At 40.7% G+C, this 25,689-nt stretch carries 16 protein-coding genes; 12 read left to right on the top strand and 4 right to left on the bottom strand.

The window, feature by feature from the left end; all coding sequences use genetic code 11:
• Positions 1-149: 149 nt before the first annotated feature.
• A complete protein-coding gene (locus HPC41_RS10175) occupies positions 150-1,463 on the top strand; it encodes an aminotransferase class I/II-fold pyridoxal phosphate-dependent enzyme (RefSeq protein ID WP_172393913.1) in 1,314 nt (437 codons plus the stop codon).
• 105 nt (positions 1,464-1,568) lie between these two features.
• Here HPC41_RS10175 and HPC41_RS10170 read toward each other — a convergent pair whose 3' ends face one another.
• The 3 genes from HPC41_RS10170 to HPC41_RS10160 all read right to left on the bottom strand — a co-directional run bounded on the left by HPC41_RS10170 (position 1,569) and on the right by HPC41_RS10160 (position 3,820).
• Positions 1,569-2,234: a TetR/AcrR family transcriptional regulator gene (locus tag HPC41_RS10170; protein WP_172393912.1), complete on the bottom strand. Its 666-nt coding sequence runs from the start codon at positions 2,232-2,234 to the stop codon at positions 1,569-1,571.
• A 250-nt stretch (positions 2,235-2,484) separates the two neighbouring features.
• A complete protein-coding gene (locus tag HPC41_RS10165) occupies positions 2,485-3,126 on the bottom strand; it encodes a putative polyvalent protein kinase domain-containing protein (RefSeq protein ID WP_172393911.1) in 642 nt (213 codons plus the stop codon).
• Positions 3,127-3,298: 172 nt separating this feature from the next.
• The gene (locus tag HPC41_RS10160) at positions 3,299-3,820 is read right to left on the bottom strand and encodes a hypothetical protein (protein WP_172393910.1); all 522 of its coding nucleotides are present in this window, start codon (positions 3,818-3,820) and stop codon (positions 3,299-3,301) included.
• Between the two features lie 354 nt (positions 3,821-4,174).
• Here HPC41_RS10160 and HPC41_RS10155 point away from each other — a divergent pair, with 354 nt between their 5' ends.
• The 11 genes from HPC41_RS10155 (at position 4,175) to HPC41_RS10105 (ending at position 23,240) form a co-directional block, all read left to right on the top strand.
• The gene (locus HPC41_RS10155) at positions 4,175-4,675 is read left to right on the top strand and encodes a DinB family protein (protein WP_172393909.1); all 501 of its coding nucleotides are present in this window, start codon (positions 4,175-4,177) and stop codon (positions 4,673-4,675) included.
• A gap of 416 nt (positions 4,676-5,091) precedes the next feature.
• Positions 5,092-8,313, top strand: a complete 3,222-nt coding sequence (locus tag HPC41_RS10150; protein ID WP_216660723.1) for a SusC/RagA family TonB-linked outer membrane protein — start codon at positions 5,092-5,094, stop codon at positions 8,311-8,313.
• 12 nt (positions 8,314-8,325) lie between these two features.
• Entirely contained in the window at positions 8,326-9,819 is a 1,494-nt protein-coding gene (locus HPC41_RS10145; RefSeq protein ID WP_172393908.1) for a SusD/RagB family nutrient-binding outer membrane lipoprotein, read from the top strand.
• Positions 9,819-12,305, top strand: a complete 2,487-nt coding sequence (locus tag HPC41_RS10140; protein ID WP_216660722.1) for a phosphocholine-specific phospholipase C — start codon at positions 9,819-9,821, stop codon at positions 12,303-12,305. The genes HPC41_RS10145 and HPC41_RS10140 overlap by 1 nt, the downstream gene beginning before the upstream one ends.
• A gap of 495 nt (positions 12,306-12,800) precedes the next feature.
• Positions 12,801-13,358, top strand: a complete 558-nt coding sequence (locus tag HPC41_RS10135) for an RNA polymerase sigma factor (RefSeq protein ID WP_172393907.1) — start codon at positions 12,801-12,803, stop codon at positions 13,356-13,358.
• A gap of 47 nt (positions 13,359-13,405) precedes the next feature.
• Positions 13,406-14,575, top strand: coding sequence for a FecR family protein (locus tag HPC41_RS10130; RefSeq protein WP_172393906.1), 1,170 nt, complete (start codon positions 13,406-13,408; stop codon positions 14,573-14,575).
• A 201-nt stretch (positions 14,576-14,776) separates the two neighbouring features.
• Entirely contained in the window at positions 14,777-17,971 is a 3,195-nt protein-coding gene (locus tag HPC41_RS10125) for a SusC/RagA family TonB-linked outer membrane protein (RefSeq protein WP_172393905.1), read from the top strand.
• Between the two features lie 10 nt (positions 17,972-17,981).
• On the top strand, positions 17,982-19,595 hold the full coding sequence (locus tag HPC41_RS10120; protein ID WP_172393904.1) for a RagB/SusD family nutrient uptake outer membrane protein: 1,614 nt from the start codon (positions 17,982-17,984) through the stop codon (positions 19,593-19,595).
• Positions 19,596-19,655: 60 nt separating this feature from the next.
• Positions 19,656-21,677 carry a glycoside hydrolase domain-containing protein gene (locus HPC41_RS10115; protein WP_172393903.1) on the top strand — a complete coding sequence of 674 codons (2,022 nt, stop codon included), beginning with the start codon at positions 19,656-19,658 and terminating at the stop codon, positions 21,675-21,677.
• A gap of 5 nt (positions 21,678-21,682) precedes the next feature.
• A complete protein-coding gene (locus tag HPC41_RS10110; RefSeq protein WP_343043815.1) occupies positions 21,683-21,976 on the top strand; it encodes a PD-(D/E)XK nuclease family transposase in 294 nt (97 codons plus the stop codon).
• A gap of 355 nt (positions 21,977-22,331) precedes the next feature.
• Positions 22,332-23,240 (top strand): DUF4625 domain-containing protein, encoded by a 909-nt coding sequence (locus HPC41_RS10105; RefSeq protein WP_172393901.1) that lies wholly within the window; start codon positions 22,332-22,334, stop codon positions 23,238-23,240.
• Between the two features lie 198 nt (positions 23,241-23,438).
• Here HPC41_RS10105 and HPC41_RS10100 read toward each other — a convergent pair whose 3' ends face one another.
• Complete coding sequence (locus tag HPC41_RS10100; RefSeq protein ID WP_172393900.1) at positions 23,439-25,322, bottom strand: phosphatidylinositol-specific phospholipase C domain-containing protein; 1,884 nt, start codon at positions 25,320-25,322, stop codon at positions 23,439-23,441.
• Between the last annotated feature and the right edge of the window lie 367 nt (positions 25,323-25,689).

Genomic DNA, 25,689 nt, shown 5'->3' with positions numbered 1-25,689 from the left:
TGACAACATTGATTGTTAAGGAAAGTATGAGATTTTGGCATGTCTAATCCTTGAAAGTTATAAATTAATATCAAATAACGAAAAACACCGCTACTTTTTATTAGGAAAATCGATAACTTTAATGGAGAACTTAATATAAATACAGAGCCATGAACCATTATAATTTTATGAGTGCTATTGATCAGAGCATTTCTGAAGGCGTTAAAAGAGGGATACTTCATTTAACGCAGGAAGGTGATTTAACAACCGACAACCTCATCCACATCAATGACTCAGCATTAGTGAACTTTACCTCCTGTAGCTATCTTGGACTAGAACATGACGAGCGTTTAAAACGTGCTGCAATAGCTGCTGTAGAAAAATATGGCGTGCAGTTTTCCGAATCAAGAGCCTATGTTTCCATCGAATTATATAGGGAATTGGAAGAGTTGATGAGCGATATTTTCGAAGCCCCCACCATTATTGCCCCTACCACAACGCTTGCACACTTATCTGCCATACCAGTAATTTTGGATTCAGAAGATGCTGTGATCGCTGATCAACAACTCCATAATTCAGTATTGAGCGGGATCAACGTTTTTAGGGCAAATTGGCCAATACATTTTGAAGTCCTGCGGCATAACCGGTTAGATTTACTGAAGGAGCGCATCGAAACACTCCAAAAAACATACAAGCGCGTTTGGTATTTTGCAGACGGCATTTATTCCATGTTCGGGGACCGCTGCCCGGCTGATGAGATCTTTAATTTGTTGGAGTCCTATCCTTCATTTCATACCTATATCGACGATGCACATAGTATGAGTATATTAGGAAAAAATGGAAAAGGATATATACTCAGCAACCATACTATTCACGATAGGATGATCGTAGCCTCATCGATGGCCAAAGCTTTTGCTACAGGTGGCGGCATTTTGGTTTTTCCGAATAAGGAATTAGCTAGGAGGGTGCGTGCCTGTGGCGCTCCATTCAACTCCTCCGGTCCGTTGCAGCCGGCGACATTAGGTGCTGCGGTAGCTTCTGCAAAGATCCACTTAACTGACGAAATCTCGGAGCTGCAGGCCGAATTGGCGAATAGGATAAAATATGCCAGCGCATTATTTAAGGAAACCTCACTGCCGCTAATTTCGAATTTTGATTCCGGAATATTCTTCGTTGGCACCTCAAGAGCCGAGCTAGCATATACCATTATGGAAAGGATGATTAAACGCGGGTTTTTGCTGAACATCGGGGTATTTCCCGCTGTGTCCAAAAATCATTCGGGGATAAGATTTACGATCACAGCACTTCAATCCTACGATCAGATCCAAAACATGGTAAAGACCTTAAATGAAGTGTTTTTTGAAACTTTAGCGGCACATCAATATTCGGTTGATCAGATCTATAACGCGTTTAAGGTTGTAGCCCGATTAGACGATCGTCCGGTTGGCGAATTCATTGACGAACAAAGCGCTGGAAAAGAATAAGACAGAATTTACCAGTAACCTGATAGATAGAAGGGCATGAATATTAGCCCCCATGTCCTTATTAATGTTGATATTTTCTGGCGGTTTTGTGATTGGAGCATTGGGTTAAGCAACAGGCTGTTCCACCGAGTTATAAGCCCATCCCAAGATGTTCTTAATTGAAGTTTTGATCCTGTCCAATCCTTCTGGTGTTGAGATATCGATTTCACAGACTGTACTTTTTGTATGCGCCGAGTGAAGGACGATGTAATAAATACCTGCAACGAGAATCGTTACAACTGCCCTTAGGTCGAGATCCTTACCTTGAAGTTCTTTATCCGCAAAAGCGAAGAATAGCGCACTCATCTTTTCCCGTTCCTGAGACATCTCAGACATGAGTGTAGACTCTTCGCAGATCTGCCAGGCCAATATCTTTTGCATTTCAGTATTTGTAAGAAAATCTTCGAATTGATTTAATAATAAAGATTCTAAAAAGCCTCTTGATCCCACCTCGGGCGAATTGCCGAAGTATTCAACAGCGTTCACGGTTGCCGAAAGCCAATAGTCTTTTCCTCTTATGTAAGTTTCAACCAATTTGTCCAGCGATCCAAAATATAAACTAATAAGCTTACGGTCCACACCTGCCGCCTTTGAAATATTGGCTATCGTAAGTCCGGGATAACCTTTTTCTTCAAGAACTTTACCGACTGAAGCAATTAACTTGCCCATAGTTCGCTCTTTGTTGTTTTTTTCTCCTTGATATTTTTTTCTCGACTGTTGTTTATTGTCCATAATACGAGTTGATACCGAAAGATTTACGGATTAGTACCAAATATAAAAAAAATCATCTTCGCATGAGCTTAATTAGCTAAAATGTTGTAAGATATTTAAACGAAAGGTTATAAAAAACGCTGCGAGTTGTATTCGGAATGGAATTAATACCATCGATTGATGATCTAAAACTTGCCTTCGTGAACTTAACGCCGAAATTATTAATCTTGGTAGATTGTATGTTTATAAATAATTTGAAACTGTTTCTGTATTACTCTGAAGAGCTAAAATTTTTACTGAGATAAAAGACTGTGTCTATGAAATAGAGAATCCCATCCTTAGTCAATACATTTTCATCATGTAGATCTTCAAAAATCAAACAGAGATCACTATTTACATAATCATTATTACGTGTATTTCGAAAGGAATTATATTCAAGGAAAGAACGGACCAATTGGAGGTTAGTAGTTTCGTTCGCCAGAATAAATTGTTGTTTTACTATAGCATAAAGCTGTCCATCAATGATTTTGAACCCCAAAAAATCATATTTAGTAGAACTAAAGAAAAAATTGTGGATGAGTAGATTATTAAAATAATCTAGCCAATATTCATAAAATATTGATGAATTAAGCTTTATAACATTGAAGTCATCAAATTTATAGACACGCTGTTCAGCTCCTTCACTTATAAACATGCTTTCATCTATCTCATCTAAATAGAATAAAGCGTGTTCGACAGCAAAATCAATTAAGCATTTTTCTTCTTCACTTTTGAAATACTCTTGTTTTTCAGATCTTTTGCCTGAGCACGCATTTCTTCTAAGGAAATTCTGGACTTGTTTGAGTTTGCTTGAACTGCCAATTGGTCCATCTCTAAGAATGATATTCTGTAGTTCATCTTTAATGTTTTTCATTTATCTAGCTCAAAGATACCAATTTATCTTCAAATTATTTATTAGTCTCCACTTCTATCACACGAATTGAATACTGCTCACCTGGATTGCATGATCGGACATAACGGTTCCGTCCATATGTAATTGATATCATGGATTAGTCAAAACTTTAGCTGCGCTCTGCAAAATTCGGCTATTTCCAGTCAATTGAAATATCTTTAAAGTCTACAAAATAAGGTTCCCCTGCAGAATGCGAATAGCCGAATTTAAATAATTTGATCATTTTCACAGCAGGAAGTACTCCTTTGAATGTATAGGTGCATTTTATGGGTACATCCGTATTCAGTTGAATGGCAGTTAGATAATTTGAAGCGCCATTCGTGAATGATTTTAAACGATATTCATTGCCATCAATATCAATAATTGACCTAACATTTGAATTAATATACCAGTTGGCTGCCGAGGTAGTCAGTACAATAGTACACGTAACTGTTTGATTCTTTGAATCCCCTTCGACTTTTGTTAGTTTAAAAAGAATATTATCAGTCGTAACTTCGTTAATGGCCTTGCCAATTTTTAATGAGTTTTTTAGATATTCATTTTCAGCTTTGGTTTTCTCCAATGCTGCTTTTATCTCCTGGCAATCCTGTTGCGCTAAGGAAGTTGTAGTTATACTCAAAATCAGAATACCAAATAAAGCTAATCTTTTGAACATATTTCTTTGTTTTAGATTTATAATTGAGTGACTTATTAAAGGTACAAAAGGATTCTGATTATCGGATAATTTTTTTATTTATCGAATGAATTATTGCTTGCATCTTGCAATTGATAGAATGCCGCACCAATTAGCTGGTAAAATATAAGACAAGGGAATAGCTGGCTGAGTGGTCGAGAATAGCGATAATATCAATATTGTTGTGGTATCAATTTAATTAGTAGAACTTTAAGTCAAAATATTTACTATATTTAATAGAAAAAATAACCAGGCTTTCTGAGGAATTGACCCTTATTGAAAGCATAGTAGAATTCATCCTAATTCGTAAGTTGATTAAAAAAAAATAAGAATGCCATGAGTTTAAAAACATTAATGACAAACAGCGTTGAATACAACGTATGGGTTGCGGAGCAATTGGTCAGTTGGCTGAAAAACTACTCCCATGAATTGCTGCAGGCTGAATGCCCATCCAGTTTTAGTAGTATCGCAAAAACACTGAAACATATTAGTGATACTCAGTTGTACTGGTCCTCGATGATCCGTGAAACGCCAACACCAAGTTTTGACTATATCGCGACAACAGTGGATATTGAAACAGAAATGAACAACTTAGTAAATGAGGCAAAGCTTTTAGCAGATTATGTAATAGAAAATATCGAAGCGATGAGCGAACCCTATTTAATAGAATCCCAATGGTTTTCGTCAAACTTCCCCAAGTATGAGTACCTCCAGCATTTATTAATCCATACAACCTACCATCGTGGGCAAATAGTTACTATTGGGCATAATGTAGGCGTTTTAAAAGCACCAATGTTGGATTATAATTTTTGGAATGTGATGCGGCAGCATAAATAGGAGCTAATATCCTTCGAAGCGTGTTTGGAAGAATAAGAGAAATAACTATGAAGCTAATAGATGTAAACAATAAATATATTGGACTTTGGAAAGGCAACCATCGGTTGATCCTAAGCTGGTTGCCCGATCCTAACTTTGATTCGATATCAAACTTGGCTAATGGTTTAGGATAGTCATTTTCCAACAATGGTTAAACAGAACTATGCTTGTGGATGAATTTTATAAACGGGAACTCGGATCATGGGACAGCCTTTCGTAGGGGAAGGGTACCTATTGTCGGATTGTCCGGTATTGTTGTAGCTGTAATGAATAAGTAAGATTAACCTAAAAATAAGCAACTGTTAAGCTTGTTTTGTTAATACTATCTTTATCTGTAGCTAATATTAGCTTCTTTATTTTGGCGCAAATTCAAAATAATGAAACCTATTAAGCTACCTCAATTTAGGAAAACAGCCCAAGTTACCTTAGCGATCGCATTACTAAATGCAGCAAGTGTTGACACTGTTTGGGCAAATCTCACAAAGGAAACCGTCGCGTTCGAAATGACAGATCAATCTGTTATCAAAGGAATTGTCAAAGATCAAGATGGCAAGCCTATAGATGGTGGTACCATCGTCAACGAAACCAGTAAGCAGAGTACCCGCACCGAGTTTAACGGTAAATTTAATCTCAAAGGACAGGCTGGGGACCAAGTCCGCATTTCTTCCTTAGGCTATAAAACAGTCACCATAACGGCCACAGACAGCCCGCTCGAAGTTGTTTTGGAAAAAGATGACTCTAAGCTGGACGAAGTTGTTGTGACCGCAATTGGGATCAAGCAGCAGAAAAAGCAGATCGGGTATGCGACACAAGAAGTCAAGCTGGACGTGCTTAAGGAATCTAAAACAATGAACATTGGTACAGCCTTGACGGGACAGGTATCCGGGTTGATTGTCAATAATCCAACAGGTATTTTTCAAGCCCCTTCCTTTCAATTGCGCGGCAAAACGCCTTTAATTGTTGTGGATGGGATTCCTGTGGAATCTGATTTTTACGATATGTCCAGCCAGAATATTGAGAATATCAATGTTTTGAAGGGGACGGCAGCTTCCTCTTTATATGGCTCACGTGGTAAAAATGGGGCTATTCTAATCACCACGAAAAGCGCAAAAAGTGATAAATTGGAATTTTCTGTGGGGACCACGAATATGTTTTCGGCGGGATTTACTGTTTTTCCTGAGTCGCAAAAAGAATTTGGAAGTGGATCTAATGGTAAGTATGAGTTTTGGGATGGCGCCGATGGCGGAATCTCCGATGGCGATATGACCTGGGGCCCCAAATTGAATTCTGGAATAAAGGTGGCACAATGGAATAGCCCCATCCGTGATAAACAGACTGGTGAGGTGATCCCTTGGTGGGGAGATGTCAGCGGAACAAAGTACAACGATAAATCACGTTATGAAAGGGTACCGATCGACTGGGTAGCACACAACAATTTGGAGGATTTCCTGGGAACAGGACTAATCACGGAGAACAATGCAACGTTATCCTACCGATCGGAAAAAGTCAGCATCTTTGGAACTGGAAAATATGCTTATCAAAAAGGGCAGGTGCCCAACACCAAACTTTCTACAGGTGGTCTGAACCTCAACACTTCATATCGTTTTACGCCTGAAGTACAATTGGATCTTAATCTTTCCTATAATAAAGTAAAGTCTCCAAATTATCCAAGGTATGGATATGGTCCCAAAAATCATATGTATACCATTTTGCTATGGATGGGGAATGACGTAAATGGACAAGATTTAAAGGATCATCTCTATATTCCGGGTCAAGAAGGCTATCGCCAGGCGAACTACAATTATGCATGGTACAATAACCCTTATTTTGCTGCCAACGAATTAAATCAGGTATATGATCAGGATATTTTGCACGGACAGACAGCCTTGACTTGGCGTATTTCGCCCGAATTTACGATTAAAGGCCGTGCCGCGGCAAGGCAAAAAAATCTATTCCAAGATATGCAGAGCCCTAAATCGTATATGAACTATGGCGATTCAAGAAATGGCGATTATAAAAACTGGGATAGCAAACAACTTAACTTTGATGCGGATGTGCTAGCCACCTATATCAAAGAGTTATCTGATGATTTTGGAATAACCGTGAATGCAGGATCATCAACGTTCAAACGCGATTATCGTGAACTTTATCAAACAACAGATGGTCTAGTCGTTCCATTTGTCTACAATTTGGGAAATACCCAAGGACCGGTAAAGGCCACGAATACAACCACTGAAAAAATAATCCGAAGTGCCTATGCATCGGTAAACTTAAACGTGTTTAAGTCCACATATTTAAATTTTTCAGGAAGAAATGACTGGTCATCGACGCTGTCGAAAGCAAATCAGTCCTTTTTCTACCCATCTGTTTCGTTGAGTAGTGTAATCTCCGATTATTTTAAACTACCCGAGCAAATAGACTTTGTAAAATTGTATAGCTCCTGGGCATCCGTATCTTCTGATTTGGATCCTTATAGCATTGCGTCGACGTATAAGAAAGATGTCACTTATGGTTCGACGCCGTCTGTGACTTATCCTGCGGGAATTATAAATCCTGATATTCTTCCACAGCAGTCAATTTCGCTGGAAGTAGGAGCTTCATTGGCCTTTTTTAAAAACAGGCTGTCGGCAGACGTTACCTATTACAATGTTGTCGACAAAAATCAGATTATAGACTTAAGTGTTTCACAGGCATCGGCTTTTACTTCGCGTAAGGTCAATGGAAATAAATACCGTACCAAAGGTTTGGAGGTTTCTTTAACGGGAAATATCATCAAAAATGACCAGTTTTCCTGGACATCGACCGTAAATTGGTCGCGCGCCGTCCAGCGCCTGGAAGAAATCTATAATGACCAGGCGAAATATGGTAACTTAAAAAAAGGAGATCGTGCGGACAGTTATTACGGAACGGTTTGGGAAAAATCTGCGGATGGCAAGGTCATCCTAAATCCCAATACCGGTATGCCGACCAAAAATCCTTTCCCACAGTATTTGGGCTATTTCCAACCAGATTGGCAATTTGGTTTTGCCAATCAGTTTAAATTTAAAGGATTTCAGGTAAATCTCGATATCGACGGGTCTATTGGCGGTGTGATGAACTCGACCACAATCGAAAAAATGTGGTGGGGCGGAAAGCATCCATCATCGGTTTTATATCGCCAGGAACAATATGATGCTGGCAAACCTGTGTTTGTGCCGGATGGCGTGATTGTAACAGGTGGGGAGCTAACCCGTGATGTAAACGGCAATATTACTTCGGATACACGCACCTATACCAACAATTCCAAAGCTGTCGATTGGCAGGCATGGAGCCAAAATTATCCATACCAGGCACGCGTGACGGAGGCTGAAAGTAAACTTTTTGCCAATGTATTTGATCGTTCATTTGTGAAATTGCGTCGGCTTTCAGTAAGCTATGATGTCAATAAAGTATTTAAACTAAAACAGCTTACTGCTTTAAATGCATCACTATTCGGATACAATTTAGCGATGTGGAAGAAAGTACCTTATATCGACCCGGATTTTGGTGTTGGCAATGATGGGAACCTGCAGGATCCATCGACAAGATATATTGGTTTTTCTCTAGATTTCAAGTTTTAACAAAATAGCAAGATGAAAATATTTAATAAACACCTATTTTTTGGATTGTTTTCGCTTTCAGTAATGACTTCTTGTCAGAAATTGACCGAAGTAAATATTAATCCGAATGAAGCAACAACAACCCATCCACAGGCACTACTGACTAAAGTCGAATGGGATGCTTTTCGTACTTGGCGAGGAACCTCTCCACTATATGCTTTGAAGATGATTGTACAGACGGATGGTGAGAATGCCAATCAGATTTACAATTGGCAGCGTGGCAGCTTCGAACAATATGGTTTTCTCCGGAATATTACGAAGATGACCGAAGAAGCAGAGAAAATAGGTGCTGAAAACTATCTGGCATTGGCTAAATTTTTCCGTGCTTATTATTTCTATAATCTTACCTTGACTTTTGGCGATGTTCCTTATTCAGAGGCTGCTAAAGGCGAAAACGCGGGCGTATTTACACCAAAATATGATACACAGAAAGATGTTTTAGTTGGTGTGTTGAAAGAGCTGGAGGAAGCAAATGCGATATTGAAGAAAAATAATAATACCATAAACGGTGATATTATCTATGGTGGAAATAGTGCGAACTGGAATAAGTTGGTCAATTCTTTTCGCTTAAAAGTATTGTTAACCCTGTCGAAGAAATCAGCTGACCTTCCGTTTAACCTGGCGACAGAATTCGCGAAGATCTATTCGAGCGAGTCCAGGATTACTGATGTGAGCGGAGCCGAAGATGGACAGTTGGTTTTCCTGAATCAGGATGGCAACCGCTACCCTGAGTTCAATTCCAGTGGCTATGGCTCGGGAATGTATATGGACTCCACCTTTATCCAACGGTTACGGGAGCTAAAGGATCCTAGATTGTTTGTTGTTGCTACACAGACACGCTTGGGGAAAGAAGCTGGTAAAGCCATTAATGATTTTACGGCTTACGAAGGCGGAGATCCAATCGTTCCTTATGCGCAGGTCAACGACAAGGCTGTATTAGGTAAATTATCCAAAGTCCACGAACGATTTTATCAGGATCCTACTGCGGAGCCTTTGGTATTATTGGGTTGTTCCGAAATGCAATTTATTTTGGCTGAAGCCATGCTGAAAGGCTGGATTACAGGAGATCTAAATTCTACTTATGCCAAAGGGGTGCAAGCATCGTTCAAGTTTTATGAAAAATATGCGAAGAATGTAGGCAGCTATACCAATGAGAGTCAAGCCGCTCAATACTTGGCGCAAAATACGATAAAACTCGATGCTGTCAGTTCAAACGAACAGAAATTGGAGCGTATCCTGATGCAGAAATACCTGCGATCATTTCATCAAGGTGGCTACACGGCCTATTTTGACCACTTACGCACGGGCTATCCGACTTTGCGCAAAGCGGCCAATGTAAAGACAGCCTATCGATGGATGTATCCGCAAGATGAATACAATAACAATACCGCCAATGTTTCCGATGCGATCAAATCACAGTTTGGTGGAAATGATAATATTAACTTACAGACCTGGTGGCTAAAATAATGGATTCGAGAAGGACGTTTTTAAAAAAGGCAGCGATGCTTGCCGGGAGTACGGCTGCGATAAATTGGTTACCGGAGTCCATCCAAAAAGCATTGGCTATCGAAGCTCCAAAAGGGTCGACATTTTTGGATGCTGAGCATATCGTCTTTTTGATGCAGGAAAACAGATCATTTGATCATTGTTTTGGAACATTGAAAGGAGTACGAGGATTTAATGATCCGCGTGCCATGAAATTGCCAAACGGTCTGCCAGTATGGATTCAGGGAAATAAGGAAGGTGCATATTTTGCACCTTTCCATTTGGATATCGTCAATAGCAAATCCACTTGGATGGGCTCACTGCCGCATGGCTGGCGTGATATGGTTGCTGCACGCCATGACGGAAAAATGGATAATTGGTTGGAAGCAAAAAGCTCGGGGAATGATGAATATAAAAATATGCCACTGACAATGGGCTATTATAATCGTGCGGATATTCCTTTTTATTATGCCTTTGCAGATGCTTTTACGGTGTGCGACCAGCATTTTTGTTCCTCATTAACCGGAACCAGTGCCAACCGTTCTTATTTTTGGACCGGCACCGTGCGCGAACAGCCCCGTAATCCCGAATCTGTTGCCCATGTGGATAATGGACAGATCAATTACAAGGACGTTAGCTGGAAGACTTATCCCGAACGGCTACAGGAAGTCGGGATATCGTGGCGGGTGTACCAAAATGAGCTGAGTATACCTGTCGGCTTTGAAGGTGAGGAAGAGGATTGGCTGGCCAATTTTACAGACAACAACCTTGAATTTCATAAGCAGTACGGGGTAAGATATCACCTTGCGCATTATCAGTGGATGAAAGAGCGGATAAAGGAGCTGCAGAAGGAGCTAAAAAGTGATCAAAAAGCAGAATTGTTAAGGAAGTCCAAAGTCGAACTGGCACGTTTGCAACAAGGTGTGATCCAATATTCGCCAGACAACTTTGATAAACTATCGCAGTTTGAAAAAGATATCCATCGCAATGCCTTTGTAACTAATCTAAATGACCCTAATTTCCACAAATTAGATAAAATGACTTATGTGGAGGAAGGGAAACAGCAAGAAGTGGAGGTCCCTGCGGGCGATATTTTCTATCAATTTAGAAAAGATGCCGAAGAGAGAAAATTACCTACTGTATCCTGGTTGGTCGCTCCCTGTCGGTTTTCAGATCATCCGGGTTCGCCATGGTATGGTGCATGGTATGTTTCGGAGGTATTGGATATTCTGACCAAAGACCCAGAAGTCTGGAAGAAGACAATATTTATCTTGACCTATGATGAGAACGATGGATATTTTGACCATGTTTCTCCGTTTGTACCACCGTTAAGTTCAAATAGCGACCAAGGGGCAGTCTCCAGAATAGATACCACGGACGAATACGTGACCCAAGAGCAAGAGAGAAAGCGTACAAACAATCAAAATGCGTCCTTGGAAAGCCCTATTGGTTTGGGCTATCGCGTGCCCATGGTTATTGCATCACCTTGGTCAAAGGGAGGATGGGTCAATTCGGAAGTTTTCGACCATACATCTTGTCTTCAATTTTTGGAACAATTTTTAGAGAAAAAAACTGGGAAGATTGTCCGGGAAGACAATATCAGTCTGTGGCGCAGGATGGTGTGTGGCGATCTGACAACAGCTTTCCGTCCGATAGACAAAGTGTCTAAAACCAACGTTCTTCCAGTGGACAGAAATGAATATGTCGAACGGATATTCTCTGCTCGGAACAAAAAGCTGCCATCCGATTTTGTACAAATTGATAGCCAAAAGATAGCAGAGATTAGGGCAACAGGCCAATATCATAGCACTGTACAGATGCAGGAACAGGGATGGAAGCAGGCCTGCGCGCTACAGTATGATCTAGAGGTAAAGATGGCCAGTACAGACGCTATTTTTTCTATCAGCACGAAACTAGATCGAAGGTTGAATACTTTTAAACCTGGTGCAGGCATTCCGTACTTTGTCATCTCATATGTTCCCTATGATGGACATGAAAAAGGGAAAGTTTGGAATTTTGCTGTTCAGGATGGAGACCAATTGCAGTACGATTGGCAATTGGATAAGATAGCAGGCGATCAAGTCTCATTTGCTCTCCATGGCCCTAATGGCTTTTACCGATCGATTGAAGCTAAAAAGTCGGGTATCCCAAAAGTTGATGTCTACTCAAAAGTTGTTTCGGGAAATCCGGTTCTTTGTATTCAGGTGCAGTCATCTAGGGTAGATCTTCAGTTGGTCGATTGCTCCTATGGTACATTTAAGCCACAAATACTTAAACAGGGGGCAGACAAACTGGTTGAAGCGGATTGCAGTAAAAGTAAGGGCTGGTATGATATCCAAGTAACCAGTCCTGGAGATCCACAGTTAAAGCTGCGGTACGCAGGGCATATTGAAACAGGGCAGTCGAGTTATACCGATCCATTGATGGGAGGTATGGTACAGGGCCTTAATTCCCACTTAAAACGATAATATACTTTTATGGATTTAAGAATAAAAAACTCCCCTATCATCGAGTGATGTGAGGGGAGTTACCTTTTTTTATATTAACCTATTTTTATGAAAAGTATTCTTATTAAAATTCAATGATGATGTTGAAATAAAGCACCTTAATTTATTGAGGTGCTTAGCTAAAAGTTGGTTTTCCTTTAACCGGCATATCTAATTTATGCAATAAATATTTAAATTTCAAAAAGTTTGAACTTGTTTGTTGCTTAATATTCAATATTGGAAGCAGAGTTTATTTGCAAATATGATGCTAGGAAGTGGAAATTTGATTTCCTTTTAACATAAGAATAGTAATTTGAGCTTTCTTACTGGAAGAAAATCAATTTAACCTTTGTAAGCGCAAATAATCAATGGAATTAATAGTAGCTTAATGCTAAGTTAACCTTGTTTAGGCTAATTTTGAGAGCAGAAAGTTTACCGTATTGAAGTAAAATAAGCTTACTGATTTGCTAAATCGAAATGAGCATCATCGACGAATTAAAAAATAATGAGCAGCATGCGCTGAAAGAATTATTTGATTGCTACGGTCAAGTAGTCTATCGTTTGGCATTTCGTATCGTAAAAAATCAGTTTGATGCCGAAGACATTGTCCAAGAAGTATTTTTTAAATTATGGAATGTAAGATCCTCGCTTGACGATAAGGGAAATATATGGTCTTTGTTGTATGTTATGACCAAACGTCAGGCATTAAATAAATTGCGTGATAGCGTGATTTTAGCGTCGGTAAATACAGATTTGGCCGATAGGATCATGCATAGCTCAACTGCCGACTCTCCGACACATGCGCTGGAAATTGACAGTCTGGAAAAGAGTGTGGTAAAAATGTTGCCCAAACAGCAGCAACAAATCTACCTGATGAGTCGCGAAGAAGGTCTATCATATAAAGAAATCGCTGACCGTCTGGATATATCGCCGAATACCGTCCGAAACCATATTGTACAGTCGCTCAAATTTTTCAGAAAGGCCTTTCAAAAGTATGGATACCACTTTATTTTATTTTTTTCATTTTTTCACTAGTCCTCCCCTTTCCATTTGGTGTTCTTAAAGAAGGAACATAAGCAAAGATGGATATAAAGAGATTTGAATATCTTTTAAGAAAACACATAACGGATCAGCTTGCTGAATCGGAGCAAGAGGAGTTAAATGATCTGTTGCTGAATCTCGAACCAGAGATTCAGCAGGAAGTGATCGACCGAATGGATATTGACGGACGTACTGATATAGCTTGGCGGCGAAATAGACAAGATCAAGTTTATCTCAATATTCGGCGAAAGATTACGAATCAAGGTTCCAAACGGCCTTTGTTTCGAGCTCTGGTAGCTGCTGCCGTGCTTTTAATCATTCTTTCGGGCGCTACAGTCTGGTATTGGTCAACAACCAGTTTATCGAAGCAACAAGCTATTCGTACAACATCTGCACATGATATTTATTTAGCGCAGGATGATCTACCTTCCTTAAGTTTACCCAGTGGAAAGACAATTGTACTGAAAGAAGGTGCTGAAGATCAACTAGCGGCAGTAGGGCTCAAAAGAATGAAAGACGAGCAGGGGGAAGTATATTATCAAGCGATATCTTCCTACAAACAAGACGAAAAAGCCCAGTATTTGACCTTTCGAAGCGCAAAAGGACATACTAGTCGTATTGTACTAGCCGATGGTAGCTCGGTGGTACTGAATAGTGGATCTTCCTTATACTATCCCCAGGTTTTCACGCAGTCGAGCAGAGAAGTGAGGCTGGAAGGGGAGGCTTTCTTTGATGTTGCCCACGATACCAAACGTCCATTCTTTGTTCATGTAAAGGAATCCCGTATCAAAGTGCTTGGGACATCATTTAATGTAACTGCCTATCCTGATGATAAGGAAGTCGTAGCTACTTTACTCGAAGGATCGGTTCATTTTTCTAATCCATACAACAGTGTTTTTCTTAAGCCCGGTGAACAGGCTGTCGCAAAAGATAATCAAGCTGAAATCAGTAAGAAAACAGTGGACGCCAGTGCTATTTCGCTATGGATGGATGGTTTTTTCTATTTCGAAGATCAATCTGTAGCTTCCATTCTAAAAGTTGTGAAGCGTTGGTATGATATTGAGGATATTGTTATTCAAGATCTTCCGGATCAGCATTTCTCAGGAACATTTAAACGGACCAAATCGCTGAACCAGCTTTTGAAGAACCTGCAAAAACTGGGAAGCTTTAACTATCAGATGAAAGAAAGGAGGGTCACCATCATGAAATAAATGTACCAGCCTAACCATGATGAAACCAACAAAATAAAAAAACCAAGAACGCTGGACCCGTTCTTGGCTAATAATGTCGTTTCTCAAAAATAAAACCTTTTTAAGCAAATTATTAATAGAACAACATGCTATCAAATGTATAAAAATTTAAACATATTTTATCGTTGTCGTCGACGGTATACAAATCCTTTTTGGCTAACTATGAAACTGACGATTTTTTTCGCATTCCTGCTTTCGCTTCAGTCAGTGGCCGCTGTTCGGGCGCAGCGACTGTCGATCCATGTCAGCAGAAAATCTGTCAAAGATGTTCTGTTTGACATCCAAAAGAAAACAGGATATGACTTTCTCTATGTAAAATCTACACTGCTGGATACCAAGCCGGTTTCGATAAACCTCGAAAATGCGTCACTTAAGCAAGTACTTGATCTATGTATAGAGGGACAACCAATTACTTATGAAATCAATGAATCAACGGTTTTTATAAAAAGAAAACCTATGGTTTTCGACAACATATATAAAAATCAGTCTAGACGTCTGCAAGGAACGGTCAGCGATGCTTCTGGAAAAGGATTAACAGGAGTTTCGGTCATAGCTCTGGAAAATCAAAACTATGCTACGACAACTGATGCTCAGGGCAAGTTTGAAATAACAGTAGGTCCAGAAACAAAATCGCTTGTATTTAGTTTCGTCGGGTTTAAAACAAAACAGGTCAATGTAGACAAAGCCCCTTTATTGGTTATCCTCGAACAGGAAATTAGCGCTTTGGAAGAAGTTGTCGTGGTAGGGTATGGTGAACTGAAGAAGAAGGAAATTACCTCTGCTGTAACATCTGTCAAGGAGAAGGACTTTAATCCCGGTACTGCACGCTCGCCGTTGGAATTAATTCAGGGAAAAGTTGCAGGACTTAATATCACGAAAAATCAAGGTAATAACCCTAATTCGGGGGCCTCGATTCAATTGCGTGGCATCACGTCATTGACAGGGACAACATCGCCACTAATTGTTATCGATGGAATCCCGGGAGGAAATCTGGATCTTCTGCAACAGGATGATATCGAGTCATTTGATGTGTTAAAGGATGGTTCTGCTGCGGCTATTTACGGTACACGGGGAAATGCAGGTGTTATATTGATTACAACCAAAAAAGGTAAAGCTGGTGAACCAACATTCAACTATAATAGCTATATCCAACGTGATTTTGTGACTAAAAGACCGGATGTACTGTCTGCTGAAACTTTTCGCCAGAAAATTGCTGAAGGGATTATTGGAAAATCCAATGATCTGGGCGGAACCACCAATATGTATAATGAGCTTATCAACAAGCAGAATTTGAGTCATTATCATAATCTCGCTGCGTCAGGCGGTTCAGACAAAGCAAATTACAGGGGCTCGCTGTATTATAATAATTTTCAGGGAATTGCAAAGGAAAACGGAAGAGAACAGATCGGCGGTAGATTGAATTTCAATCAAAAAGGCATGCAGGGGAAATTGGACCTTCAGGTGAACTTGGTTACAAACTTCAATCAGGCAAATCTACTGGGCGGAAACGATTTTGAACAGGCTGTCAAATGGAATCCTACGGCTCCGGTAAAAAAAGACGATGGAAAGTTTTTTGAAATGCAGGAGAATTACAATCCGATTGCCCGTTACGCCACGCGCGAAAGTGAACGTAATCAACAGACATTTTCTGGTGATGCCCGCCTGACAGCTCATATCCTGGACAATTTAACAGCTTCTTTCTTTGCTTCTTATCTGCGTGACAATTGGAATGACCGTAACTTTAGATCAATGTTAGACTGGGATCAGCGTGTGGGGACAAGTTGGAACGGCATGGGATATGCAAGTAAGAAGAATGAATTGAGCCATACAAAGACTTTCGAACCGACGATCAATTACAATTTGAAGATAGGAGACAATCAAACGGTAAGTGCTGTCGCTGGTTACAGTTATCAATATGGTACCTATGAATCTTTCGATGCTTCAAACAACGGGTTTACAACAGATGGGTTCCTGGACTGGAATTTGGGTGCTGGTAGTGCTATTCAGAATACATTGTTACCCCGCCCGGGGCTGGGAAGCTTTAAAGATGACAATACATTAATTGCTTTTTTTGGCCGTGTGAATTATTCATTCGCCAATAAATACTATGCGCAGTTTATTTTGCGTCGTGAAGGATCGTCACGTTTTGGGGCGAACAATAAATGGGGAAACTTTCCTGCAGCTTCCATTGGTTGGGCGATTAGTGAAGAATCATTTATGAAGGATATTGCCCTTGTAAACAGCTTAAAGCTTCGTGCAGGATTTGGTGTGACCGGAAATCAGGGTATCCCCAATTATCAGTCGTTAACAACACTCTCAACTGGTGGACTATACCCCCAGGATAACATTTACTATCAGACTTATGGGCCCGCAAGGAACCCAAATCCTGATTTGCGCTGGGAAAGAAAGGAAGAATGGAATATTGGATTGGATTATGCGATGTTGAATCAGCGAATATCTGGGTCCATCGACGTATATACACGTAATACAAAGGATCTATTGTATAACTATACTGCGCAGCAGCCACCTTTTGTCAGAAGCTCTCTTTATACGAATGTGGGCACAATCAAAAATAACGGTGTCGAGATCGCTATACAGGCAATTCCTGTCGAGAAAGATAACTTTCAATGGCAGGTGAATTTTACAGCGAATTCCCAGTTCAACAGATTGACCAAACTTTCAAGTGATGTATTTAAAGCCAACTGGCTTAATTTTGCGGATATCCCCAATCCTGGAGCTATGGGCCCAGCTATACGTGTTGAGGAAGGCGGCGCTGTTGGGAATTTTTATGGAAAACGCTTTGCCCAGTTTGACGAAAATGGAAAATGGATGTACTATAAAGCGGATGGTCGTATTGTTCCAGCTAACCAAATCACGGAGGAAGACTGGGGCGTTATTGGAAATGGAGTACCAAAATATGTCCTCGGATTAGCCCAGACTTTCCGTTATAAAGGGTTTGATCTTAATGTTCTTTTGAGAGGAAAATTTGCATTTGATATCCTCAATCTACCCGAAGTATTTTATGGTAACCGTAGTTACCTGCCTAATAATATCTATAACAGTACCTTTGACCGTCATGCTCAGCTCAATGATGCACCACAGTATTCAAGCTATTATATTGAACGTGGTGATTTTGTACGCCTGGATAATTTGACACTGGGCTATAATTTTAAAACAAAAAATACCTATTTGAGAAATCTCAGACTCTATGTGAGCGGACGTAACTTGATGACAATTACAGGCTACAAGGGATTGGATCCGGAAATTAGAGACATCGGCTTTGAGACAGGTGTGGATGCGCGTGGTTTTTATCCGCGTACACAATCATGGACTTTTGGGTTAAATATGGGATTTTAATTTTAAGACAATGAAAAACAACGTATGGAAAGCCGGTGTCATGGCATTAGCTCTTGCCACCACAGCTTGTACAAAACTGGATGAAAAAATATATTCAGATTTATATAAAGATAATTTTTATCAAAATCGCCAGGAAGTATTGCAAGGAGCATTACGCCCAATGACACACTTGCAATCATGGATTGCTCCAATAAGGGGCGACGGGTATTACTATCATGCCGAGATGAGTGCGGATCAGGTCGCTTGGCCCCAAAAGGGTCGACATGCCTATGATAATGGGGATCATATGCGTCAGCATTATCATACCTGGACGGATGCCGAAAGTAGAATGCGTAACGCGTGGTCCGGTATTTGGACAGGAGTGGGCTATTGCAATGCAGCAATAGAAGATATTGAAAAGCTCCAGGCTGTTCAGGTCGGGATGCCCGAGGAAGAACTTAAAGCTGTACTTGCCGAGTTACATGCACTAAGAGCCTTCCATTACATCAAACTGATGGATCTTTGGGGAAATATCCCGATTGTTACTCAGGTCGGAATTCCAACCAATCCTCCAACAAAACCGAGAGCAGAAGTTTTTGATTTTATCAGGCAGGAACTGGAAACGTATGTTCCGCAACTCCTAAAATATGATGAAAAACTGATTGGCAGAATCGGTAAAACGGGCGGTTACGCTATGTTGGCAGAGCTTTACCTGAATGCTGAAAAATGGACCGGAAAAGCAATGTGGGATGAATGTATTGCTGCCTGCGATAAAATAATGAACGGCGAGGCGGGGGGGCTTGGTGGAGCTCCTCGTTTGGCAAATGATCTGTTGGCAACTTTTGCTAACACAAATAGACTAGCTTCTGAGGCACTTTTCCAATATGCATACAGTATGAAAGGAGGGTTTGTATGGGACTGGATTCCTTTGATGGGATTTAGCAACATGAGTGCGGCCTTAGATGTAAACTATGCCGGTAATAACGGTTACGTGGTCATTCCTACCATGTTTAATTCCTATGCGGATAATGACCTACGTAAAAGTACCTGGTTTCTTTTTGGTCCACAATATAAATATGGTACCCAGCAACCTATTCTGGGAACGGAGGGATATAACGGTAAACCGCTGATCTACGTCAATAGCATCCGGAAAGAAAGTCAGGGCGATTTGACAAGCGCAGGCGGAATGGCCGAAGGTGAGGAAAATAGTGGTGCACGATTTGACAAATACAAGACAGGTCGAACATCAGACCCGAACTATAGAGAAAATCATTTTATGATCTATCGTCTGACAGAAATCTATTTTTTCAAGGCGGAAGCATTGATGCGCAAGAATGGCGGCACAGCCACAGAGGAAGCGGTAGATTTGATCAACTCTTCTCGAAAAAGAGCTTTTAAAGCAGCGGATTGGGAGCAGGCAAAATATAGCGTCGGTAAGCTGACCTTGGATGAGCTATTGGCAGAAAAAGGCCGTGAATTTATTTTTGAGGGAAAGCGAAGGACAGATATCATTCGTTTTGGACGTTTTACGAACGGATCGTGGTGGGATCATAAAGCATCAAATGATGTAACCAAAGAAATCTACCCAATACCCTATACGCAGATGGCAAATAATCCGAATCTAGTTCAAAACCCTGGTTATTAACTGTTTCTTTAGGGGCGCAATTCTCGCGCCCCTAATATATATGAAAATGATAGATTATATATGAAAAAAATACTGCTGTCTTTGCTACTCTGTTATGCGGTTGCTGCAGGAGCGCAAACCGAACGTGTGAATGTATTCTTGGGATCTTCTGGCGACCACGGTCAGCTTTCGCCAGCGGCGTCTTCTCCTTTTCACCAACTGAGTGTAGTGCCCTATACCCATCCTACAACGCATACAGGGTACGAGTATCTGGCCAAGGCAATTAAAGGCCTTACCCATAACCGCCTGGAAGGAGTGGGCTGTATGGGAAGTGGAGGGCTGATCCTGATCAGGCCTTTTTTAGAAAATGACACTAAGCTTTTGAATAAAGTTGATGAGCAGGCAAGTCCGGGTTATTATGCGGTGAATACAGCAGAAGGCATTCAGGTTGAAGTGGCTGTGGACGATGACTTCGGTAAGGAGCAATTTGTCTTTCCAGTCGGAAAAAAAGGTTTTTTTATCGATCTCGGGCATGCTTTCAATGGGGCTTTTGTTGATAATGAATTCACAGAGACGGGTAACCTCCTGTTAGGTAAAGTGCGTGCCAAAACTACCTGTCATGTTGGTATCTATACCATTTATTATGCGCTGGAAATTCCTAAAGCCAGTGGATGGCGAAAAGAAGGAAATAAGATATGGGTAGACCTGAAAGAGGAGACTAAGATAGCGGACATTAATATCGCTTTTTCTGCTGTGAATCAAAATGACGCAAAAAAGAAAGTGGCTGAATATGCTAAGTTAGATTTTGAGACCGTAAAGAAACGGGCCGCTGATCGCTGGAAAAATTCCTTTTCAGTGCTGAAAGTAAAGGGCGATTCGGATAAAGTAGATATGTTCTACTCCTTGCTATATCGCAGCTTGCAATCTCCCTATGTTATCAGCGATAAGCAAGGCGATTTTCGGGGAACAGACGGAAAAATACATCATTCCAAAGAAACACGTTATCACGGTTGGGCCATCTGGGACAATTATAAAACACAATTGCCGCTTCTGGAATTGCTAGATCCCCACATGTACCAAGGTATCGTCTCATCGATTGCAGACCTATACCGTTATGGAAAATTTGATTTTGCGGGACCTTATGAACCGGCTAATTCAGTCCGGACAGAGCATGCCGCTGTCGTCCTGCTGGATGCCGTCAGGAAAGGATATCAGGTAGATCTTCGTGGCATCAAAGACTCCTTGGTACGTGATACCATGCGCTTTGATTTTAAGAAACCGGATAAATACCTTGAAGCATGTTATGATATGTGGGCAATGGCCAGACTTTTTCCAAAGGACAGCAAAATCTATCTGGAGCGGGCAAGATCATATCAGACAATTTGGAATAAAGATTTTAAAGATCTGACCAAACGGGATGTCGATCGTATGTCAGCGCGTGATATGTATCAGGGTACAATCAGACAATATCGCTGGAATGTGCCCTTCGATGTCGCTGGATTAAAGCAGCTCGCTGGTGGCGAAGAAGAGTTTGTAAAGCAGCTGGATGAATTTTATGACGGGTATTATTTCAATAGAGCGAATGAGCCGGATATGCAATCGCTGACCTTGTATAATGCAAGTAAGACACCTTGGCGTTATCAGGAATGGGTACATCGTATAGCGTTGGATACCACCATACAATATTATTTCAACGACAATAGCCGCGGTATCGGAGCACATATCGATCGTATCTATAAAAATGAGCCAAAAGCGTTTATACGGACGATGGACGACGATGCCGGTGCGATGTCAAGTTGGTGGGTGCTTTCCGCCATCGGACTGCAGCAACCCTTGATAGGCGAGCCTATTTTCTATATTAGTGTACCCTTTTTCGATCAGATTATTTTAGAAAACGGTATAAATCCGCTCACCATTGAGGTGCCGAATGCAAGTGACAAAAGACGTTATATCAAATCAATCCAACTGAACGGTAAGGATTTGGGACGTTTATGGATAACACACGATGAACTCAGAAGAGGTGGGACACTTCGTATTGAATCTACAGAAAAACCTACGGATTATGGCATTGCTAATAACTGGTTAAGTAATATCAACGAATAGTCGAAGTGTTCCTGGTGGAGATGCAGCTGCAGAGTCAGGACTTTTTCTTTGACCGTGCGGTGACTTATACTTCGCGAACGATCAGTAAACTGGGAAAGAAGGGGCGCGCTGGTAATAATTATGAATTGCCGCCGGTATATTTTGTTGCGGTGCTAGGCTTTTGTTTGGATCTTGAAAATCGGGGAAAGTATTACTACAGCGGCAAGATCATGGATGAGTTTGATAATGAACTGCTATACCCCAAATTGAGTTATAAGCTGCTTGTGCTGCCAAATTTCGATAAATCTCGACTGAGTTGATGACTGTTCTGGATTAATGGATGTATCTTATTCGCCTGTTTAACACAAAGACATCAACAAGTATTCTTTAGATAGGCTCTGCACAAATCCGAAACTTGAGGTTCAGCGGGGGCAGTCAACACTCCCTTATCATCGGCCGATGTGAAGGGGAGTTATCTATTATGAATAGAGAGTGTTTTCTTGTGATAAGAAATAGCGGATAGTAGTAAGGTCGTCCGCTTTTTTGTGATAATGTTTGGATACTTCCAATCAAAGTTAAGGTACCGGATTGATTGACATTAATGCAACTGTATTGCTTTTGATTATATGTTTATTATATTTGCAACCATATTGCATTTAATAAAAACTATACCCTATGATCAGACCAATAAAAATTATCTTGGCATTTATGTTCACAGCAGGGCTATTTATATCCTGCAAAAAGGATGGGGAAGTGTCCGAGATTAGTCAGCCGAAGGCTGAAAATGTAGAAATCGGTTATGCAAATAATAAGCAGGCAATCAGAGGACGGGATTTCCATTTTAATGCGGATCTCCTTGCTGGAGACAAAATCGAATCTGTTCAAGTCAAGATTTTACCAAAGGCTGGGGAGACCTATACCTCATCATGGAAAATGGAAATTGCATGGAATGAGTTTAAAGGACTAAAAAATGCCAATGTACATAAGCATTTTACCATTCCATTGGAAGCACCCGAGGGTAAATTTGATTTTTTCTTCATTGTAAATGATGCAAACGGATCGAAGCTGGAGCTGAAAGAAGATTTTCAGATCTTTGATGCGGCTAATATGCCTGTCGATCCTATCGTAGATCGTGATATTTTCTCCCGAAATGACGAGATGATCTATTATATGAATACCTATGTCGAAAACCCCTTACTTTTCAAAAAAGGGGATAAGTTTACAGCCCGGGCACAGATTAAGCAGATACAAGGTGATGGTATCCTATATACAGCATTGATCAAACGGACACTGAATTATTTTCCTGAAACCATAGATAAACTTGACTTTACAAAGGCCATCATTATCTCTAAGGTGGAGCATAAGGATTTGGGGCCAGCATCTAAAGTCAATACGTATAAGTTGGTCGATGGAACCCTCAGTGGGGACGATATTATAATCGGTGCGGAGAAAGATGGCTTGGGTAGTCAAATTGCTGGCGACAGACAGTGGCAATCTGGTCAGTACAATCTTGTTATTTTATATAAAAATACAACTTTTAACATGAGTACATTCAAGTCTATTCCTATTACAATTAGCTTTTAAGTCAATAGGCCCTTTAATATAAAAAAACTCCCCTATCATCGGGCGATGTACGGGGAGTTACCTTTTTTATTAACCTAATTTGAAAGTATTTTAGATCTGTATAAACGTTGTATTGACTTTACGTGGATTTAAAATAAAAAGGCATAAAAGCCTCCTCAATTAGCGGGAGGCTTTATGCGAAAGGAATGTCCTGAGTGGCTAAAAATAGAGCACCTTGAATTTCTCGGGATATGTCGAATATTCGAAGTTGGAGTCGATGATCAGGGAAACAATTGTCATGGCCTGATAGGTAGTGGTTAGGTAAGCATTGAATGGGTAGTCAAATAGTACCCAGCCGAATTTTTGTGGTCGATTACTGGCTTCCTGAGCACCAAAGAAGCTTAACAAGCCGGGCATGATATAGACGCCAAAAATGATTTTTTGCGTGGCACTTGCAAAATTCCAGACAACCATTTCCTCTTTTTTCTTGGAAAATGCCTTGATAACGAGTTCCAATTTTTCTTTTTCTGGAAAAAATAGGGAGAGATCTTCATACTTGTCCTGTACAAACACCGGATAGGAGCGCTTTTTATCGTCTTTGACATATTCACCGGATGTGTTGTCGGGTATGTGTAGAGGAACGCCCACGCGCAGATTACTGATCCTTGAATATAAGAATATCTTTCCACGTACCTGTCCGAGAGCTGGGATATTTTCGCTATAATAAATGGGATAGGTCTCCAGAAGATCGGCAAGCGACTCTTTTGCCGCCATTTTATTTTCGTCCCCTTCCGTTCCATGCCAGTCATCGATTTTGACCGACATCACAATGACCTCCTTCGAATTTATGCTTAAAAATGTGCGGCATTCATCCAATAAAGAAATTAAGGATTGGTAGGTGTTCAATCCGGTTGATGATAATTTGGCGCTATGGCAGGTCATGAAGGTATAGGAGTCTCCATCTTTCAAAACCTCAATGCGGACGTCTAATAGTCTGATGCCATAGAACAACTGATCGGAAATAGATTGATTATGACAGGCGTAGGGCGTGGATGTCGATGTATTGATGGCGGCCGCATCGTGGGATCCTGGCATATTGATCTCTGAAACTAAAATTGAATCTGGTAAACTTTGCATCCAATCGGACTGATAGTTGGGGGTGACCGTAGACATGCTGAGTGATGGGGTATAGTTGGATTCGGGACTGATATCTCCGGCTTGATCGGCTATTTTTGTGTTCCCTGACCAGCTGTTGCCGTCAAATGCTGCTGTGTAGATATTGTCTGAATGTGCTCCTTTATAGACGATATACAATCTATTGTTATACACGGCTGCATTGGGACAGTAATTCGATTCGGGTGAGATATTACCTGGCTGATCACTGATCTTTTGGTTCCCCTGCCAGGTTGTACCATCATAAAATGCGGTGTAAAGGGTATCGGAATTTGCTCCTTTAAAGACGATATACATGCGATTATTAAATACGGCGACTCCAGGATTGTCATCGGATTGAGGAGATATGCCTCCTGGCTGATCCTTGATCTTGGTATTTCCAAACCAGGAGCCGTCCTGATAATAGGCCGTATAAAGGTCATTTGAGTTAGCTGATTTATAAATGATATACAATTTGTCGTCGAAAACGACCATTCCGGGATTGTAGTTGGATTCAGGACTGATATTTCCTTTCTGACTACTAATCTTTTTATTGCCGAACCAAGTGGTGCCGTCAAACCAGGCAGAATATAGTTCATTCGAACTGGCTCCTTTATAGACGATAAAGAGTGCCCCCTTGTAGACGACTGCGTTGGGGCAATAATTCGATTCAGGAGAAATCTTTCCGAGCTGATCGCTGATTTTTTTGTTTCCGTTCCACTTTTTTCCATCGTACCAACTGGAATATAAGGTATTCGAATGGGCGCCTTTGTAGATAATATATAGCCAGTTGTTGAGTACAGCGGCTCCGGGATTGTAATTGGATTCCGGGCTGATATTGCCGGGCTGGTCTTCGATTTTTGTGTCTCCATGCCAGGCAGACCCATCAAAAAAGGAGCTGTAAAGCGTGTCTGAGTGGGCTCCCTTGTAAATCATTGATAAATTTTCCATACATATATATGTTAAGTGAAAAGAATAATAGTTTATATGGCTCAGTCTTATCTTTTGCTTACACCCTTTGAAGAGGTGGCAAAGTTCACTTTGTCTTGTGTAACTGTTTATAAACAAATGAATTGCTGCTTTGTTTTTATCTTCAGATCGTCCATTATAGCGAGGAGAAGCTAGCATTAAATAGGCAAACTAATATCTAAATTGGTCATGATCACATTAAGGCTGTTTTCAGTTTCTACAGCATATGGGATCGCTACAAAGTTCCTATTACGGCTATAGCGATTTATGGTATTGTACTATGGTAGCAGAATGGGTTTCTTTAGGGACGAAAGGTCTATTTTCAGGGATAAAAGTTCCAGTTTCAGGG

Origin of the sequence: Sphingobacterium prati, assembly GCF_013167215.1 — a bacterium.
Lineage (GTDB): Bacteria > Bacteroidota > Bacteroidia > Sphingobacteriales > Sphingobacteriaceae > Sphingobacterium > Sphingobacterium prati.
The sequence above is the reverse complement of the archived record's forward strand: the minus strand, read 5'-3'. Positions and strand labels throughout refer to the sequence as shown.